The sequence below is a fragment of the Bradyrhizobium sp. USDA 4449 genome, from assembly GCF_054056275.1.
This window is the reverse complement of record NZ_JBSRYD010000001.1, coordinates 3,694,431-3,711,707: the sequence shown is the minus strand read 5'-3', so window position 1 is coordinate 3,711,707 and position 17,277 is coordinate 3,694,431. Positions and strand designations below refer to the sequence as shown.

At 57.8% G+C, this 17,277-nt stretch carries 15 protein-coding genes; 1 reads left to right on the top strand and 14 read right to left on the bottom strand.

The window, feature by feature from the left end; all coding sequences use genetic code 11:
- Positions 1 to 39: 39 nt before the first annotated feature.
- From ACVIIW_RS17255 to ACVIIW_RS17230, 6 genes are all read right to left on the bottom strand, one after another.
- Positions 40 to 825: an SDR family NAD(P)-dependent oxidoreductase gene (locus tag ACVIIW_RS17255; RefSeq protein WP_456701814.1), complete on the bottom strand. Its 786-nt coding sequence runs from the start codon at positions 823 to 825 to the stop codon at positions 40 to 42.
- A 27-nt stretch (positions 826 to 852) separates the two neighbouring features.
- Entirely contained in the window at positions 853 to 1,878 is a 1,026-nt protein-coding gene (locus ACVIIW_RS17250) for a TRAP transporter substrate-binding protein (RefSeq protein WP_456701813.1), read from the bottom strand.
- Between the two features lie 59 nt (positions 1,879 to 1,937).
- Positions 1,938 to 3,818 (bottom strand): TRAP transporter large permease, encoded by a 1,881-nt coding sequence (locus ACVIIW_RS17245; RefSeq protein ID WP_456701812.1) that lies wholly within the window; start codon positions 3,816 to 3,818, stop codon positions 1,938 to 1,940.
- A gap of 82 nt (positions 3,819 to 3,900) precedes the next feature.
- Positions 3,901 to 5,286: a four-carbon acid sugar kinase family protein gene (locus ACVIIW_RS17240; protein WP_456701811.1), complete on the bottom strand. Its 1,386-nt coding sequence runs from the start codon at positions 5,284 to 5,286 to the stop codon at positions 3,901 to 3,903.
- Positions 5,283 to 6,560, bottom strand: a complete 1,278-nt coding sequence (locus ACVIIW_RS17235; RefSeq protein ID WP_456701810.1) for a ribulose-bisphosphate carboxylase large subunit family protein — start codon at positions 6,558 to 6,560, stop codon at positions 5,283 to 5,285. Before ACVIIW_RS17235 ends, ACVIIW_RS17240 begins: the two co-directional genes overlap by 4 nt.
- 187 nt (positions 6,561 to 6,747) lie before the next feature.
- Positions 6,748 to 7,656, bottom strand: coding sequence for a LysR substrate-binding domain-containing protein (locus ACVIIW_RS17230; RefSeq protein ID WP_456701809.1), 909 nt, complete (start codon positions 7,654 to 7,656; stop codon positions 6,748 to 6,750).
- A gap of 116 nt (positions 7,657 to 7,772) precedes the next feature.
- Between ACVIIW_RS17230 and ACVIIW_RS17225 the strand changes: the two genes are divergently transcribed.
- Entirely contained in the window at positions 7,773 to 8,726 is a 954-nt protein-coding gene (locus ACVIIW_RS17225) for a 3-keto-5-aminohexanoate cleavage protein (RefSeq protein ID WP_456701808.1), read from the top strand.
- Positions 8,727 to 8,906: 180 nt separating this feature from the next.
- Here the strand turns inward: ACVIIW_RS17225 and ACVIIW_RS17220 are convergent, their stop codons facing one another.
- From ACVIIW_RS17220 to ACVIIW_RS17185, 8 genes are all read right to left on the bottom strand, one after another.
- Entirely contained in the window at positions 8,907 to 9,887 is a 981-nt protein-coding gene (locus tag ACVIIW_RS17220) for an aldo/keto reductase (RefSeq protein WP_456701807.1), read from the bottom strand.
- Between the two features lie 39 nt (positions 9,888 to 9,926).
- Positions 9,927 to 10,775, bottom strand: a complete 849-nt coding sequence (locus tag ACVIIW_RS17215; RefSeq protein WP_456701806.1) for an N-acyl homoserine lactonase family protein — start codon at positions 10,773 to 10,775, stop codon at positions 9,927 to 9,929.
- The gene (locus ACVIIW_RS17210) at positions 10,772 to 11,251 is read right to left on the bottom strand and encodes a hypothetical protein (protein WP_456701805.1); all 480 of its coding nucleotides are present in this window, start codon (positions 11,249 to 11,251) and stop codon (positions 10,772 to 10,774) included. The genes ACVIIW_RS17215 and ACVIIW_RS17210 overlap by 4 nt, the downstream gene beginning before the upstream one ends.
- On the bottom strand, positions 11,248 to 12,294 hold the full coding sequence (locus ACVIIW_RS17205) for an aldo/keto reductase (RefSeq protein ID WP_456701804.1): 1,047 nt from the start codon (positions 12,292 to 12,294) through the stop codon (positions 11,248 to 11,250). The genes ACVIIW_RS17210 and ACVIIW_RS17205 overlap by 4 nt, the downstream gene beginning before the upstream one ends.
- 29 nt (positions 12,295 to 12,323) lie before the next feature.
- Positions 12,324 to 13,388, bottom strand: a complete 1,065-nt coding sequence (locus ACVIIW_RS17200) for an aldo/keto reductase (RefSeq protein WP_456701803.1) — start codon at positions 13,386 to 13,388, stop codon at positions 12,324 to 12,326.
- 64 nt (positions 13,389 to 13,452) lie between these two features.
- A complete protein-coding gene (locus ACVIIW_RS17195) occupies positions 13,453 to 14,439 on the bottom strand; it encodes a substrate-binding domain-containing protein (protein WP_456701802.1) in 987 nt (328 codons plus the stop codon).
- A gap of 90 nt (positions 14,440 to 14,529) precedes the next feature.
- Positions 14,530 to 15,513 (bottom strand): ABC transporter permease, encoded by a 984-nt coding sequence (locus ACVIIW_RS17190; protein ID WP_456701801.1) that lies wholly within the window; start codon positions 15,511 to 15,513, stop codon positions 14,530 to 14,532.
- Positions 15,514 to 15,568: 55 nt separating this feature from the next.
- Positions 15,569 to 17,110, bottom strand: coding sequence for a sugar ABC transporter ATP-binding protein (locus ACVIIW_RS17185; protein WP_456701800.1), 1,542 nt, complete (start codon positions 17,108 to 17,110; stop codon positions 15,569 to 15,571).
- Positions 17,111 to 17,277 lie beyond the last annotated feature (167 nt).

Genomic DNA, 17,277 nt, shown 5'->3' with positions numbered 1-17,277 from the left:
ACCGGGCTCGCTCCGACGAAGCAGCCCTGCAAGGACTAACTACCGCGGAGGGGTCTTGTCCGGCCCGAACATCAGGCCAGCTTCACGGAAGCCGCCGTCGACATTCAACGTGTGACCGTGGACATATCTGCTCTCATCCGACGACAGAAAGACTGCTGCGTCGGCGATCTCTTCAGGAGTTCCATAGCGGCTCATTGGAATGAGATATTCATAGGCCCGACGCGTGGCCGGATCGTGCGCGGTCTTGGCCATCTCGGTTTCAATTGCTCCCGGAGCGATGTTGTTGACGTTGATGCGGTACTGAGCAAGTTCGACCGCCATGACCTTTGTCAGCAACTCCAAACCGGCTTTTGCTGCACCATACGCTCCCCGTCCATTCCCACCGCGCTGCCCCGAGAGCGACGCGATATTTATGATCTTGCCACCACGGCCTTGCTTGACCATCTGGCGCGACACCGACTGCGCTACGATGAACGCGCCGGTCAAATTGATCGAGATCATACGCTGCCAATCCTCGAGCTTGATATCGAGGAATGGCGTGTTGCCACCAATTCCAGCGTTGTTGATCAGGATATCAATTCCCCCGCAGCGGCGGACCATTTCGTCCATCAGTTCGCTTACCGACCCCTGATCCGCCACGTCCACTCGTAGCCCCAAGTGATCCCGGTCGGCATGTTCGAGAGAGTTCGCCGCCGCCTTCGCGCCATTGAGGTTGAGATCCGCGATTACAATGCGTGCTCCCTCGCGCGCCAACGCCTTTGAGATCGCAAAGCCGATGCCCCGCGCCCCTCCGGTGACGAGCGCCACCCTGTTATTCAATCTCATATCAGTCCAGCTCCTAATTCTTCGTCTTCACGTTAGTTTCCCGGTCGTGCGCTCAAGCGTCGTCCACAGCTCCTCGCCGTACTTGGTCCGCCATTCCTTGTAAAAGCCTGCTGCGCGAAGTGCATCGCGGAAAGCGCCGACGTCCGGCTCATTGAAGATTAGGCCTTTCTTTGTCAGATCACCGCGCAAGGACGTGGCCAGCACGGCCATATCCTTCCTCTCGGCCATGGCCGCATCGTTGATGGCCGTAGCGATGATGTCACGAAGATCCTGCGGGATGGCTTCCCAATTCCGCTTGTTGGCCACGCAGAAGAACGCATCCCACATGTGGCCAGTCAGAGCGCAATATTTCTGAACTTCGAACAGGTTGGCAGTAAAGATGTTTGCCAGCGAATTTTCCTGTCCGTCGACGATCTTTGTCTGGAGCGCGGAGTAAAGCTCGCTGTAATTGATCGCTGTCGGCGCGGCACCGAAGGCCTGGAACATAGAAGTCCACAGTGCGCCGACGGGGACACGGATCTTGACGCCCTTCAGATCCGCCGGGGTATTGATCTGCTTTGTGCTGGTCGTGATGTTGCGGAAACCATTGTCCCACATCTTTGTCATCGGCACGAGGTTTGCCTTGCTAATATTGGTTCGCAACGCATCGCCAAGCTCCCCGTCCATCGCTTTCCAGACAGCATCGTAGTCCGGAAAGATGAATCCCAATCCGTAGATCGACGCTGATGGAACGATTGTCGAGAGCACGTTTATCCCGGAATTGAGAAACAGATCGAGCCCGCCAGCGCGCAGCTGCGACAGCATGTCCGTGTCGCCGCCGAGTTGGTTGTTGGGAAACACATTGATTTCGACCCGGCCCTTCGTTTCAGACAACACGCGATCGGCCGCTTCGCGAGCTCGCGCCGTGATCGGGTGCGATTCGGCGAGATCGAACCCCCATCGGAGCCGAAACTCCGCTGCAGCCCGCGCAGGCTTGACGGGCAATCCGACACCCGCGGCCAACGCTACCGACGCTGCTCCTTGCAATAACGTCCTGCGATCAACACTCTTCATCATTCCCTCCAATGTGTTTACTTGCTTAGATTAGAGATCACTCGTCGCGCGCTCTGCGCTTACAAGAACCCCGTTGAAATCCAGGGGATCGACGCCACGATCACAAGTCCAATCAATAAGGCCAACATGTAGCCAAGGATCGGTCTCATCCCGGCATCAGGATTCACCCGGCTAATTGCGCACGCGGCGTAGTAGCCGACGCCAAACGGTGGCGCGAAGAGACCCACACCCATCGCCAATATGACAACCATCGAATAGTGAACTAGATTGATCCCGACGGCCTGAGCGATTGGGAAAAGCAATGGACCAAAAAGAACGATGGCGGGAATACCCTCGAGCACACTGCCAAGTATGACGAAGGCCAGGATCGAGACTGCCATGAAACTTATTGACCCGCCCGGCAACTGTTTCATCGCAACCGCGAGAGAGCGAGAGAAGCCCGATTGCGTCAGGCTCCAAGCCATAGACGTCGCAGTGCCGATGATGAAGAGGATCGCGCCGGACAAGCTCGCCGTTTCCACGAGCATCGGCTTGATGCGCCGCCAGTCGAACTGCCTGTAAAATAGAGCGCCAATGATGATCGAGTAGAATATTCCAATGGTTGAGACTTCGGTGGCCGTCGCCACACCTTCAATGACAGCGGATCTGATGACGAAAGGCAGAACAATTGCCGGCACCGCAAGCAGGAATGTCTTGCCGATTTCCTTTGCCGAGGCGCGGCGGACGAGGCTGCGGTCCTCGCTGCGGTATCTCCATGCGATGACGCAACAGAGGGTGATCGCCAGGATGATGCCCGGAAGTAGTCCGCCCGTGAACAGAGCCGCAATGGAGACACCGGTGACCGAGCCGATTGTTATAAGAACGATGCTGGGCGGAATCGTCTCTGTTTGAGCCCCTGTCGCCGCCAGCAGCGCGACGAGGTCGCCTTCGTTCGCGCCTCGACGCTTCATTTCCGGGAACAAGACCGGTGCCACCGCGGCCATGTCAGCGGCCTTCGATCCGGAAATGCCTGAGACAAGGTACATCGCTCCAACGAGCACGTACAACAAGCCCCCGCGCACGTGACCCAATAGGCTGGCCAGGAACGCAACCATGGCTCGCGCCATGCCGGTCATCTCGATGAGCTGACCAAGAAACACGAACAATGGGACCGAAAGTAGGATCAGATGGCTGACACCTTCGTCAATGCGGCCGACGATGATGAGCGGCGGGGTTCTGGTCGTAAGCATGAGATAGCCGAACGTTGCCAGACCAAAGGAAAAGGCGATCGGTACGCCCGCGAAGACGGCGCAGGCCACTACTACCACAAAGAAGATTATGAGATTTGCGTTGCCAAGAGGCGCAAAGAGAGGCTTAAGCAGCCAAAATACCCCGACGATAAGCGCAACGAAGGCGAGCGCACTGACAACCTGTCTTGCATCACCGAGCCGCACGAGGCGAAGGAGTGCGAACATGCCCATCAAGCTGAAGCCGACAGGAGCGGCGGACGCTCGCCATGCGTTGGAGAGATCCATCGCTGGTGTTCTAACGATGGCTTCCTCGAGTGCATACTCGAGCGCGGCTGGGAACAGTAGGATGACGAGGCACAGCGATGCGGCCAGCGCGATTGCGTCGAGGTGAGCCCGCATTCTGGGAGACACGTACGCGAATAGCGCCGTCATTCTCATGTGCTCGCCGCGTCGCAACGCTATGGCGGACCCTAGCATCACGAGCCAGAGAAACAGCATGGAAGCCAGCTCGTCCGACCAAATGATGGGCTTGAGGAAAACGTACCTTGCCATAACTCCTGCAAACAGCAGCAGAATCTCGGCCGTAAGCAGGATGGTGACAAAGGCCTCAAGAATGTAGCCAAGCAGCTTGTCGGCGCCGCCAGCGATTGTATGCAGGACGTTTTGCCGTGAGCTCTCCGTCTCCTCTAGCAAGAGCGTATGCGAGGTCATGGCGCCCGGGCCCTCCTGCACGGCTGCGCCGCCTGAAGCGATCGTTCGGACACGCATCGGCATCTTCTCTTTTGCGTTCTTATCAAACCCGGCCCAGCCATCCGCGCTTGAAGAACTCTTCGTCGCCCAGTTGGCCGCCTTTGAATGCAATCTGAAGCCCGTCCAGACGTCCGCGGATTGATCTCGCTCGGCAGAGTGGGACGCCGGGGCTTACGCGAGAATCAATTTCAAGAGCATCGATGTCCAATAGCTGTGCAACCTGGCTCGACGTATCGCCTCCTGATAACAGCAATCTGTTTAAGGGTACCATCTCAAGGATGTCACTGACGAGCTGCCCCATCTTCCGGCCAAGGTCTCTGCCACCTTCATGCTTGGCCAATTCTCGTGACATGCCGCCGCTAACCAGCATATCGATCATCCTTGCGATGCGCGGATCATCGGGACCACGAGCGGTGTGTAATATGACGCTGCGGCCTTCCTTGAGCAGCGCGACGGTACGTTCGACGACTTGCCTCGCGGCTGTCTCATGTCGGCTATCATCGAGTAGAGCAGCAGCGTCGAGTGGTACCTCTGCGAATCCAGCCCGCACGGCGGCATTGATCTGTAGCGCTGTCACGGGCGAGGCACTACCTGACACGGCCAGGACCTGATCGACCGAAGCCGGGTTGCCGTAGGTGCTGGAGGCGGGAGGAATCTCACCGGCCTCCTGCCACCATTGCGTCAGGGCATACTCCACACCCGACGGTCCAATCACAAATGCGCTTCCGCTAATCCCAGCCCATTCAGTGAGAAGTCGGCCGACCTGCGTAAGCTGGGACGCATTCGCGGAGTCCAGCAGGATGGCGTCGGCCCCACCCTCAGTCAAATCATTGAACTGCCGAGCGGCCGCGTCATGACCTTGGTCTAAGAAGGGATACGTCAGCTTTTCGATTCTGAGAGTTGCCTGCCGGGCAATGTGAAGGGCCAGATCGCTTTCATTCATGGGCGTCACGGGGTGAACGCTCATGACCGGATGCCTATCGATGCGATAGACATTCCCATCGGTTCCCGATCGGGCAAACAGATTTCCAAAGATGCAATATCTTTGGAGCGATGGCGTGCCACCAACGATCGGAACTGGGTCACCGAAGATAGACTTCGCGATTTCGATCACCCGACCGATGCTGCCAATCTCCGGCGAGCTGTCAAAGGTTGAGCATACCTTGTAGTGCACGATCGGTGCACGGAGAGATGCAAGGTAGCGTAGATCCTTTTCCAGATGCTCGTTCATCTCCCGGGGGGACATGCTGCGGCTCACACCGGCAAGGCCGACCACGTCGATGTCCCCGAAATGCTTCAAGACGTCAGGGCTTGGAGGCCGGAGAAAGAGAGCAGCGCGGAGCCCAGCAAATGCGACGACTTCAAGGGCATCCGTCGATCCAGTAAAGTCGTCGCCATAGAATGCCAACCGATAGCGAGGTTGCGTCACGATGCGCCCCCGAACTTGGACAGCGCGAGTTGAAGCGCCGCATGTGATTTTGCGTATTCGGCCACGGGTATACCCTGGGCCGCCGCTTCCCAGGCTTCGCGCAAGCTCAAAACCCCGTCAGCGATACCGCCGGGATGCCCCATGATTCCACCGCCGGCGAGATGCATGAGGTCTACACTTCCAAGACGCTCGAATGTGTCTCCGGCTTGCCCCGCCCACTGCCCTGAAGAGAAGACAGGCATCATCGGTTTGACACCAGAAAACGCGGCGAGACATGAGCTTGCGGACTGGATGACAGAATCATCCGGCTCCCAGAATTTGCTCCTGAGGCCATTGACGTGCAGATGATCGACGCCCGTCAGTCGCCACAGTTTTTGAAATGCCAGGAAATCGAAGCCCAGCCATGGATGGCGGGTAAATAAACCCCATCCATTGCGATGGCCATGAATTGGAAGATCAGTATATGTTCGCAGGTGTTCAATCGCGGAGAAGCCGCACCAATTGACGCTGACCATCACGCACGTTCCGCCGGCCTGTAACACCAAATCATGGCGACGTCGCATGTCGTCGATCGAACCACTGATGTTGATCGCGTACATTGGCTTACGCCCCAACCGGTCGGCATGCCTTTCGATCACAGGAAAAACCGCCTTCAAACGCTCTTCGAACGGCGCGTAAGGCGGGTCTGCGATTAACTCGTCATCCTTGAGAAAATCGATGTCGGCTTCGCAGATCTTGTCGACCAGCGAGGAAGTCTCGGACGGAGACATGCCAATACTTGGCTTCAAGATAGTACCGATGAGCGGCCGACCAAAAACGCCGGCCAGCCGCCGGGTGCCATCAACGCCGAACTTCGGGCCGGGGAAAGTGGCTGCGTAGCCGTCCGGCAGGCCTATATCGAGGAGCCGAAGCCCTGTGGTCTCGCCGAGCTCGAATAGATTGCCTGCAATTGTCGCTAATAGCGTCGGGATATTGCGGCCTACGTTATCGATCGGAAACGCGATTTCGATCTCGCCGCGCCGAAACGCCTTTGATTTCTGCCTCCGCTCGACGAAGGCGCTACGCAAGGTCGGAGTGTCGACGGATGGCAGTTCGGTTACCCGTACCACCCGTGCGCGCGACCTCTTCTTCAGTTCGTCCGTTTCGCCGGGCAAGGAGAGAAATGTCCCGCTCGACTGCTCTCCCGCGATGACTTCCGCCGCCCTCTCGAGACTATCGCCAGTCTCGACCAGGTAACGCGCCGTGAATTCGGATCGCGGATTGTCGCTGCGCATTGTGACGCCCTGCTGCGTTTCTTCCCGGAGTTCGTCTCATTCATCCGTACGACTGAAGAAGCGTTTCGGATGATGGATGACGATATCTTCACTCCGGCTACGGCCTGACGGCAAACGATATTCGTGAAGCGACCTGTGAGGAAAACTCACAGAGCGCCGAGTTCTGGGAGGCTTCGGACGCGCCTCTCTAGGCCCCAGCGCTAGCCAGCATTGCACAGCTCTTCACCGTCGCCGACATTTCGCGCGCAAGCCATTGGGAGACCGCCCTGCTCTCGGGGCGAGTTGCGACATGCGGCGCCGTCCAGAGCATCAAAGTGCGTTTACCTGGGATGCTCCCGAAGGGGGCAACCAGTCGTCCACTGTGGATCTCCTCAAGGACGAACATCGTCGGGACCAGCGCCAACCCAAGTCCGCATAGCGCTGCCTGGATGAGAAGATAGAAATGATCATAGGACTCTTGAATGCGGATATCTTGCTTCAACCGCATTTCATCGAGCCAATCTGCCCACGCCTCGGGGCGCGTCCGCGTACCCAACAAACGGCAACCTGCGATATCGTTCGGATCCTGGATGTTGTTGGCCTTTGCGTAGGAAGCTGCGCAAACCGGGGAAATCCACTCTCGCGCAAGCTCCTTGAGAACTACCTCTCGCGGCGGCGCGATGGTACTGGAACGGATGGCGATACTGACCTTGTCACGGATGAAATCCACTTGATCGTAGTTCAGATTGAACTGGAGATCGATGCCCCTATGAGCTTCGTGAAAGGCCGCAAGGCGGGGAATCAGCCAATACATCATGATGGTGGCGGAACATGAAACCGTCAGTGGTCCCGGTAAGATCTGCTCTACGCTAGCGTCAATGAGGCTGAATGCGCCGGACAGTCCTTCCGCCAGGCGAACCCCTTCCGGCGTCGGATCTGTGGAGGACGACCCTCGCACCAGGAGCGGTACGCCAAGCAATTCCTCGAGCGATCGGATGTGGCGGCTGATCGCCCCGTGCGTGACAGACAATTCGAGCGACGCCGCAGTCATGCTGCGCAATCTCGCCGTTGCCTCGAAGGCACGCAGCGCATTGAGCGAAGGCCTGGGACGCACCATCCGATACCCCGAAAGCTCAAAGTTTAGCCATTGTGAGCTTTTGTCACAAGGGGGCTGCTAAAAGTCGTTTGGGCATTCTGCGTCGGAGCCATAGTCTTGCTTGCGGAAACTCGTCCATGGCTGATCCATCCGAGGAAGGCAGCCGTGAACGAGATCTCGAGCACCGCCGGCACCTCGCGAGAGAACAAATGCTGAGAAAGATGATCGTCGAAGCTCGCGTGAACGAATACGCGATGCGGGATGGAAACCCACACGTGCCATGGACGGCGGATGAAATAGCCGAAACGGCGGCCCGCTGTCGCGAGGCCGGCGCGTCGATCCTGCATTTTCACGCCCGAGCTGATGATGGTGCGCCCCTTCACACGGCTGAGAAGAACGCCGAGATCATTCGCAAAGTCAGGAAGAAATGCGACATACTGATACTGCCGACGCTTGGCTTTTTTGCCAACGACACTGACCCGAACGCGCGCATTAATTGCATTCTTGAGCTTGCCAAAGATCCGGAGACCAAACCCGATATTGTCCCAATCGATACCGGAAGTAGCAATCTTGACGTGTTCGATCGCAACAATCTCATGTTCGAACACTCCGATCGCATCTATGAAAACCGCACTTCCGCCGTGGAGCACTATTTTCGCTCTCTCAAGTCCGCCGGCGTAAAGCCAAAGATGACCTGCTGGTCGATCGGGTTTGTTCGTCGTGCGATCGCATTTATGGAAATGGGACTTGTAGCAGAACCGGGTTATTTCCTGCTCAACATGACCGACGGCCCCTATCTTACAGGCCATCCCGGCACGATCGAAGGGCTGGATGCATTCTTGCCGTTTTTACCGAAGCATGCTCGCCACAGTTGGACTGCCAACATCGTTGGCGGAAACTTGTTGGCTATGTGCGAAGGAGTGGCCAGGCGCGGCGGCAACATCGCTCCGGGCATCGGCGACTATCCCTATATCGAATATGGCTGTCCGACTAACGAGGAGCTCGTCCGTCGGACATGCGTCATCGCAACGGGTTGCGGTCGCGAGATTGCGTCTCCTGACGACGTCCGGGAGATGCTTGAGATCTCTTGAAGCCGCTCCTGTTGCTCGTCTTCAGCCGCAGACCACTGACTTAAAGCGAACGACCAGCCTCGCTCCGCTGTTCCGAGGGCTCTCCCTGACTGTGCCGGGATCTCGTCGATCCCGGCACTTTTTTATCGCTTTGCTTCTGATCTGCCGATCGCTTCCCTCGACGTTGGATTCGGTTTTATCTCACTTCAAGCCGACAACTTTGTGAGGCACATAGCGCTCTTCGAGCCGCGCAATTTCCTCGGACGTCAGCTTCAGACCTAAGGCCGCAACTGCATCGTCCAAGTGCTGAGGCTTCGTTGCGCCGATGATCGGCGCCGTTACGCCATGTTTTCCCGCCACCCAGGCGAGAGCTACATGCGCTGGTGCTACCCGACGCTCCGTTGCGATGTCGGACAGCACGTCGACGATACTCCGGTCGGCCGCTTCGGCGTGTCCATAGAACTGGGACGTTATGTTGTCCGTCTCGGAACGGGCACTTTTCTCAGTCCAGGGGCGGGTAAGGCGTCCGCGAGCCAGCGGACTAAAAGCGATCACACCGATGCCTTCGTCGCGACAAAGCGGCAGCATCTCTCGTTCCTCCTCTCGATAGAGGAGATTCAGGTGACATTGCATCGACACGAAGCGTGCCCAAGAGTTGGCGTCGGCCCGATAGAGAGCTTTGGCAAATTGCCAAGCATAGGCGTTGCTGGCGCCGATGTACCGGACCTTACCGCCGCGCACGAGATCGTTCAACGCTTCGAGCGTTTCATCGATTGGCGTGTCGTTGTCCCAAAAATGGATCTGGTAGAGATCGATATAGTCGGTGCCGAGCCTGCGGAGACTGGCCTCCGCTTCGGCTAGAATTGCCTTTCGCGAAAGACCCACCCCATTTGGCCCTGGCCGCATACGACCGTAGACCTTCGTAGCGATCACAATCTCGTCTCGCGGCACCATTTCCGTTAGAATTTTGCCGACGATCTCCTCGCTCGTACCGTCTGAGTATACGTTAGCTGTATCGAAGCAATTGATGCCGCAGTCGAGAGCCTTCTGTATGAACGGCCGACTTTCGCTCTCACCGAGTGTCCAGGGATGGTTCCCTCGATCTCCTACTCCGTAACTCATACAACCTAGTACGATCCGCGAAATTTTGAGGCCCGAGCGGCCCAAACGCATGTAATCCATGAGCGATACCCTTGCTGGCTTGTTAGTCCCTGAGCCGTTTCAAAGTGTCGCGATATCGGTAATTCGAAGTCCGCGATCGCTCACCCGGGACGGGAAGTGGTCTTTGAGCTTTTCCTCGTGGACGGGTACGAGCCTCAGCATGTCGCCGCCGACGCTGGCGAGCATTTCTTCCGCCGTGAGAATTAGATTGGTCTGACTTCCCGTCGCAAGTCCCGGCGGCACGAAGCATGGATCATCCTGGTTGCCTCCGTGCAGGTTTTCGTACGTGTAGACAACGTCTCCGGTCAGGATCCATCGGTCCTCGACGCTTCCGCCGTTGCGGACCACAACGTATTGCGAACCAGCCGTGTGCGTGTCGAAGGCGGGAAGAAGATCGATATTTGGCAGGACGTCGTGCGACGCACCGTCCAGCACGACCAGCCGGTTCTTCAGTCCGAGATCCACGAGTTTCAAGATATCGGCTGGATTGATGCCGCCGAGTAGGGATCGAAAACGACGTCCCTTGGACATGGCCCAGACCCAGCTCTCGATCTCACGCTTCTGGATGTAGAACTTGGCGTTCGGGAAGTAATCCAATCCGCCCATGTGGTCGAAATGAGCGTGTGTAAGGAACACGTGCTGCACATCCTCGGGACGAAGGCCAACGGCCCCCAGGACCTCAGAAGGGGGGGTCCAGCCGGTGACGCCGATCGAATTGGCGATCTCGCCTCCGAGATCCGACTGATCGTAACCAGTGTCAACCAACGCGACCGTGTCGCTGCTGCGCAGCAGCACATAGGCAAACGGCAGATTCATGCTTCCGCTGTTGTGCCGGCCGTATATGACTCCACTTATCGGATGTTTGGGGCTTGCGGCGTATTCGAGCACAGTGATCGCATATCGCGTCATTCGGAGGCTCCAATCAGAAGGTCAGCACCAAGCTTGAGTTGGCCACAGCACTGCCGCAGGTCGATCAAGCCGCTGCTCACCATCGGGCTCGCCCGACGCAGATGGCCCCAGGCCTTTGACAGCAAACGCGTTTCGCTCGTGCGTCGATGCGGAGCCAAGGGGGCCGCCCGCGGCAGCAACAGATGCGCCGCCTGCTTGACATGATGATGCTCGTGCCGCCGCTGCAGCGGTACCCGAACCGCCGCAAGAACATCGTGCACATGATCCGAATCGCCGGCGTCTGGCCTGTTTACGTCCTCCAGATGCGACATCCCGATAAAGTTTGCGAGAAGACGAACAGAGCGGTCAGCCACGATATCGCGCAGATAGCGAATGACAGGCCCGATGACGGTATCGTATTCAGCGACCGCTGAACCAGGCGCAATGCCTTCGAAGGGATCGTCGGCACGGAACTGTACGCCCACAAACCCGCTCACGAGGAATGCCCGTCTTCGGGAACCGGAGCATTTGATGGGATCAGGCTGAAATTCCTCAAGTCCTGCCAGAGAGCAGCCGGTATCCGCGCCGACACAGCGTCGACGTTCTGGGTGATCTCGCCTATCGACTTCGCGCCCTGAACAACGGTGGCCACGGCCGGATGCGCTTGCACGAACTGCGTCGCAACGGTCGGCAAATCAACATTGTGTCGTTCGCAAACTTTCTCGATTGACCGGACGCGCTCCAGTATAGCGCTCGGGACCTTCTGATAGTCATAAGTCGAGGGCGCCTTCGAGCCAGCGGCCAGGATGCCCGAATTGTAGATGCCGCCTGCGATCACCGAGACATTGCGAGTTCGCAGTTCCTCGAAGTGCCCATCGAGTGGCGCATGGTTGAGAAGCGTATATCGACCGGCGATCAACGCGCAGTCAATTGGGAATTCGCGGGCGACTTCGATGACCGAGTCGGTCTCATTGACCCCCAACCCCACCGCACCGATAGCCCCCGAACTCTTCAGCTCATCGAGAGCACGGTATCCGCTCTCGCGGAGTTGGTTCCAGTAAAATTCTGCTTGATCGCCATGCCATGCGCGCCCGACGTCATGGACCAGAAGCACATCGATATAATCAAGACCCAAACGCTGCTGACTGTCCTCGAACGAGCGCATCACACCGTCATATGTGTAGTCATAGGTATCGCGAAACGGGTATGGATCAACCCATTCGATGCCGTACACCGTGTCGAGTTTCGGTGTTCGGCTTGCGGGCTTGAGCACGCGGCCGCACTTGGTGCTCACGACAACCTGATCGCGAATGCGCAGATCGCGGAGAGCACGGCCAAGGAAATGCTCGGCCTTTCCGAGACCGTACATCGGCGCGCAATCGAAATAGCGAACCCCGAGATCGAAGGCTGCCCTAACAACGGCTTCGAATTCGGAATAGGGCACTCCGACATTGAATCCCGAAAGAGGCACCGTCCCGAGCCCTGCGGATGTGACGGATACTTTGGTGCGGCCGAGAGTTCGCTTATTGAGCGGAAGCATCGCTCTTCTCCTTGCTTGTCTTGGATAATTTAGCTGGACAGAGCCACGGAGCCCTGATCCGGCAGCGGGGCTTCTTTGGGGATCAGACCTTCGCTCCTGAGCTCCATCCAGAAGGCCTGAGGAATTGGCGCCGCTATAGAGGCGACGTTTTGCTCCACATGTGCTGGCGTGAGCGCGCCCTGAACCACCGATGTCACGGCCGGATGCGCATAGACGAACTGGGAAGCCGCATTGGCGAGCGCGACGTTATGACGTTCACAAACAGCTTCCAGCGCCGTCACGCGCTGTACGATGGATTCGGGAGCCGTCTGATAGTCATAGGTCCGCGTTAACGCGTTACCCCGACTGCCCTCCGCGAGGATCCCCGAATTGTAGACACCGCCTGCGATAATACCTATGCAGCGACGTTGGGCCTCGGGAAAGAAGTCAGTCAGTGGCGCATGATTGAGAAGCGTGTAACGTCCAGCGACGAGCGAACAGTCGAGATTGAATTCGGCGGCTACTTCGAGCACCGAAGCCGTCTCGTTTACACCGAGGCCGATCGCCTTGACCGCTCCCGAGCGACGGAGTTCGTCGCAGGCGCGGTACCCGCTCTCGCGCAGTTGTCGCAGATAAAGGGGATACTTCTCCTGGTGCCAGACTCCGCTGACGTCGTGCAGGAAAAGAATGTCGATGTGGTCGAGACCGAGGCGCTGCTGACTATCCTCGAACGACCGCATGATGCCGTCGTAAGTGTAGTCGTATTCGTCGACGAAGGGCAGCGGATCCACCCAATTGATCCCGTAGAGACTTTCCGCTCGCTTTGAACGGCTTGCCGGCTTCAACAGCCGACCCGCCTTGGTGCTTACCATGACCTCCGGGCGAAGACCGTGAACACGAAGGACGTGGCCGAGGAAATGCTCCGATTTCCCGAGACCATAGAGCGGCGCAACATCGAAATAACGTACGCCCTGCTCGTAAGCCTTAAGGATGACAGCCTCAAAAGTCTCGAAGCTTACTGGAACACCACACCCGCCCAATGGCGATGTGCCGAGCCCAAGCGAAGTCAAATTCACGCGTCCGTTTGGAAGCGCTCTCTTTTGCAGAGTCGTCATATTCAACTATCCCGCCTAAAGATCAGTGCGCACGCGGTCGTTCACCGCGTGCGCACGATGTGCATCACATGTATTTTGCGACGTTCGAGGAATCCAAGATCAGCCAGGGAACGACGTAGTCCTTCTGAGTGCCGCCTTTCCACTCCATCAAGGAATCCCAGACCTCGGAGCGGGGCTTGTAGCTGTCCCCCTTGACGGCATGCAGGGCGAGATCGACGGCGCCCTGACCCTCAGCACGGGCGTACTTGTAGAGCGTCACTGTCATTTCGCCTTTCTGGACTGCGCGCTTTCCGTCCGGGATGCCATCGATTGCAAGCACCGGAACGGACTTGAAGTCGACTTTTGCACTCTTCATCGCCTCGATCGCGCCCAGTGCCATCTCGTCATTTTCGGCGAGTACGGCATTGATCTGGCCAGGATGGGCGAGCAACCAATTCTCCATGAGCGACTGCCCCTCGGCGCGGCTCCAGTTGCCCGACTTGCTGGCAATCAACTTAAGCTTCGGGAACTTAGCCAAACCGGCATCGATGCCAGCCTTGCGCTCGATCTGCGCCGATTGACCAATGGGGCCTTCCATCAGCACCACGTTTCCACCATTCGGGAGTAGCTTGCCCAACTGGTCCCCGATGATACGCCCTCCTTCCGTGTCGTTGACGATGATCGATGCGGTGTAGTTCTTTGATGCGGTTTTCAGGGCCGATACGATCACCGGAATGCCGGCAGCGACGGCCTTATCGATTGCGGGCGCGGAGGCCTGGAGATCGAACGGCGACATGATGATTGCATCGAACTTTTGAGTAATGGCCGTATCGATCTGGTTCGCTTGGACAAGAGGATCGTACTTGCCGTCAAAGATCGTGACTGCGACAGAACCGTCCTTGACTGCCGGGTGGCTCTGAATTTCGCTGGACCAGGCCTTCATGTACTCGCCGGATTCTCCGAACGATAAGGCGGCAATCCGTGTCTTGCTTTGAGCAAAGGCCGTCCCGGTCGATAGGATGATTGCAGCGGCGGCGAAACTCGCCATCGTTGATCTACGCGTAACCTTCATCGTCTCCTCCGATTGATGTGGTCAGTCACCTAGTCCGCCCATGCGGGGCGTTACAGCCGTTGTCTTCGTCTGTAATGGTCTTCGCAGGTGTCACTTGCGAAATTGGTCAAGCATCACGGCGACGACAATGATCGCGCCCTTGAGAAGCTGCTGGTAGTAGGAAGACACGCCCATCAGATCCATGCCGTTGTTGATCGTCCCGATGATGAGTGCGCCGAACAACGTCCCGACTAGCGAGCCGCGTCCTCCTGCAAGGCTAGTCCCGCCGATCACCACGGCCGCAATCGCATCGAGTTCGTAACCGATGCCCGCCTGTGGAAGTGCGGCAGTCGTACGGGAAGTAAGCACGAGACCAGCGAGTCCAGCGAGAAGTCCCGAGATAACGTAGGTGGAGGCAATGACGCCGCGCGTGGAGATGCCGCTCGTCCTAGCGGCTTTGTCGTTTCCTCCCACGGCGTACACGTAGCGCCCGAACGTCGTGTATGAGAGAACGATCCATCCGATGGCGAACACAAGAAACAGAATCAAGACCGGCACAGGAACGCCAGCAACGCTGCCGCCGCCGATCCAGCGATACGACTCGGAGAGGTTGGGGATAGGACGCCCCTCGGAGAAGATCAGTGTCAGGCCGCGCGCCATGCTCAGCATTCCGAGGGTGGCAACGAAAGGCGGGACATTGAAGGCCGTTACAATGACGCCGTTCAGGAGACCCAACGCCGCTCCCGTTCCCAAGCCGGCTATAATCGCCCAGAGAACGAAGTGCTGGTTGGTCGAGGTCACAAGGCTGGCAGCAATCATGCCGGCGAGGGCCATCACTGAGCCGACGGAAAGATCAATGCCCTTTGTGAGGATGACGAAGGTCACTCCGATCGCCAATATGCCGTTGATCGATGATTGCCGCAGCAGGTTTACCCAATTCAACCATGTCATGAAGTACTCGTTGGCCACCGCGAAGAACGCCGAAATGACCAGGAACACAATGACGATACTGAACGATTTCAGGTACGGTCCTATTGCAGCGATGCTTTTGGATCGGGGACCCGTCGCGGCGTTGCTTACTACGTTGGCCACCATATCCACTCCTTGCTTGGATCGCATGCGCACGCCAATTCTTGAACAGCCGATCCGTCTAACTGGCGAGATCTGTCAGCATTTGTTGTGTCGTCGCATGCCCGTCGACAACGTGATCAAGTCGTCCTTGCCGAAACACGGCAATTCGATCGCTGACTTGGAGAATCTCCGGTGCCTCAGATGACACGACGAGCACACCGTTTCCCTTGGCCGCGAACGCGCGGAGAAAGGCATAGATCTCCTGCTTTGAGCCCTCGTCGATTCCACGTGTTGGCTCGTCGCATATCAAAAGGCGCGGATTGGTTAGCAGACAGCGTGCGAAAACCACTTTCTGCTGGTTTCCGCCGCTAAGCGTCTCGACAGCGACATTTGGAGATGCCGCCTTGATCCGATGTAGCCGCATCATCCGATCAGTTGCGACTGCCTCCGCCTTGCGGCGGACAAATCCGGCGACGGCACGGAGTGTTAGCGATGACAAGGCAATATTGTGTGCGATGGACGCGCAAAGAACGAGGCCGGTATCCTTCCGATCCTCGGGAATCATAGCCATGCCTTGTTGGATGCACTTCTTCGGATTACCCGGATCGACCCTTCTCCCATCAAGGAAGACGTCGCCGGCGGTCGGCGCGTAGATGCCAAAGATCGTCTCCAAGAATTCAGTCCGACCTGAGCCAAGCAAGCCGTAGATGCCCAGGACTTCTCCTGCAGCGACGGTCACAGAGATGTTCTTGAAGTGAGGTCCGCGCGACAAGGAGCGCACCTCGAGCAGGATTGGCGCGCCTTCGTTGGGCTTGCCCTTTTCGACCGTCTTGATCTCGTGGCCGACGATCTGAGTCACGAGGTGATTGCGATCGATCGCGGAAATTGCCCCGCTCTCGATGAATCGTCCATCGCGGAAAACCGTGTATTCGTCGGCGATCTCGAAAATCTCGGTCAGCTTGTGCGAGACGTAGATGATCGCGGATCCACGCGCTTTTATCCGTTTCAGAGCATTGAAGAGGATGTGTACCTCGTGCTCGCCGATGGCCGAGGTCGGCTCGTCCATAATGACGATGTCCGCGCGGTGGCTAAGGGCCTTCGCAATCTCGACGAGCTGGATCTGTGCCAAGCTCAAGTCTCGCATGCGCGCGCCAACCGGCACATCGAACTCGAGGTCATCCAGAAGCCTCTTGGCGGCCTGCCTCATCTTCGGGAAGTCCACCACAAGACCCCCGATCTTCGGCTCTCTCCCCAAGTAGATGTTCTCGGCCACCGTCATCTCGGGAACCGGAGACAATTCCTGGGTGATGATGGTCACGCCATGTCGCAAAGCATCCGCGGCACTCCTGAAATCGACGGCCACCCCGTCAATACGGATGCTGCCTTCGTCGCGGTGCAGCAAACCCATTACGATGTTCAGGAAAGTGGACTTGCCGGCGCCGTTACCGCCGCAGAGCGCGTGAACGGTTCCGCGCTTGACGACGAGCCGCCCATCGCGAAGGGCAGGAACACCATTGAAAGACTTCGCGATTCCCTCCGCCACCAACAGCGGCTCGTCTAGCGGCCCAAGGACGACGTCCCTTTCACGGCCTTCCGGTTTTGACCCGGTCGACAAAAGCATCGGTTTCCTCCCGCGGCGTCTTCATCGCGCCTGCGTAGAGATATGAGGTCATACCTTATACCTGTTGTCAACAGAGATCATACCTCCTACCTTGTGGATGTTCGTTTGTTTCGCCTGGTCGCGGGGCGGCTTATGTGTTGGCTTTCCCCGCGGCGACGGCGAAAAAA

Excerpts from the sequence above, each read along its gene's own strand:
- ACVIIW_RS17255 (WP_456701814.1), bottom strand. The coding sequence starts at position 825 with ATGAGATTGAATAACAGGGTGGCGCTCGTCACCGGAGGGGCGCGGGGC.
- ACVIIW_RS17250 (WP_456701813.1), bottom strand. The coding sequence starts at position 1,878 with ATGAAGAGTGTTGATCGCAGGACGTTATTGCAAGGAGCAGCGTCGGTA.
- ACVIIW_RS17245 (WP_456701812.1), bottom strand. The coding sequence starts at position 3,818 with ATGACCTCGCATACGCTCTTGCTAGAGGAGACGGAGAGCTCACGGCAA.
- ACVIIW_RS17235 (WP_456701810.1), bottom strand. The coding sequence starts at position 6,560 with ATGCGCAGCGACAATCCGCGATCCGAATTCACGGCGCGTTACCTGGTC.
- ACVIIW_RS17230 (WP_456701809.1), bottom strand. The coding sequence starts at position 7,656 with ATGGTGCGTCCCAGGCCTTCGCTCAATGCGCTGCGTGCCTTCGAGGCA.
- ACVIIW_RS17225 (WP_456701808.1), top strand. The coding sequence starts at position 7,773 with ATGGCTGATCCATCCGAGGAAGGCAGCCGTGAACGAGATCTCGAGCAC.
- ACVIIW_RS17220 (WP_456701807.1), bottom strand. The coding sequence starts at position 9,887 with ATGGATTACATGCGTTTGGGCCGCTCGGGCCTCAAAATTTCGCGGATC.
- ACVIIW_RS17215 (WP_456701806.1), bottom strand. The coding sequence starts at position 10,775 with ATGACGCGATATGCGATCACTGTGCTCGAATACGCCGCAAGCCCCAAA.
- ACVIIW_RS17205 (WP_456701804.1), bottom strand. The coding sequence starts at position 12,294 with ATGCTTCCGCTCAATAAGCGAACTCTCGGCCGCACCAAAGTATCCGTC.
- ACVIIW_RS17200 (WP_456701803.1), bottom strand. The coding sequence starts at position 13,388 with ATGACGACTCTGCAAAAGAGAGCGCTTCCAAACGGACGCGTGAATTTG.
- ACVIIW_RS17195 (WP_456701802.1), bottom strand. The coding sequence starts at position 14,439 with ATGAAGGTTACGCGTAGATCAACGATGGCGAGTTTCGCCGCCGCTGCA.
- ACVIIW_RS17190 (WP_456701801.1), bottom strand. The coding sequence starts at position 15,513 with ATGGTGGCCAACGTAGTAAGCAACGCCGCGACGGGTCCCCGATCCAAA.
- ACVIIW_RS17185 (WP_456701800.1), bottom strand. The coding sequence starts at position 17,110 with ATGCTTTTGTCGACCGGGTCAAAACCGGAAGGCCGTGAAAGGGACGTC.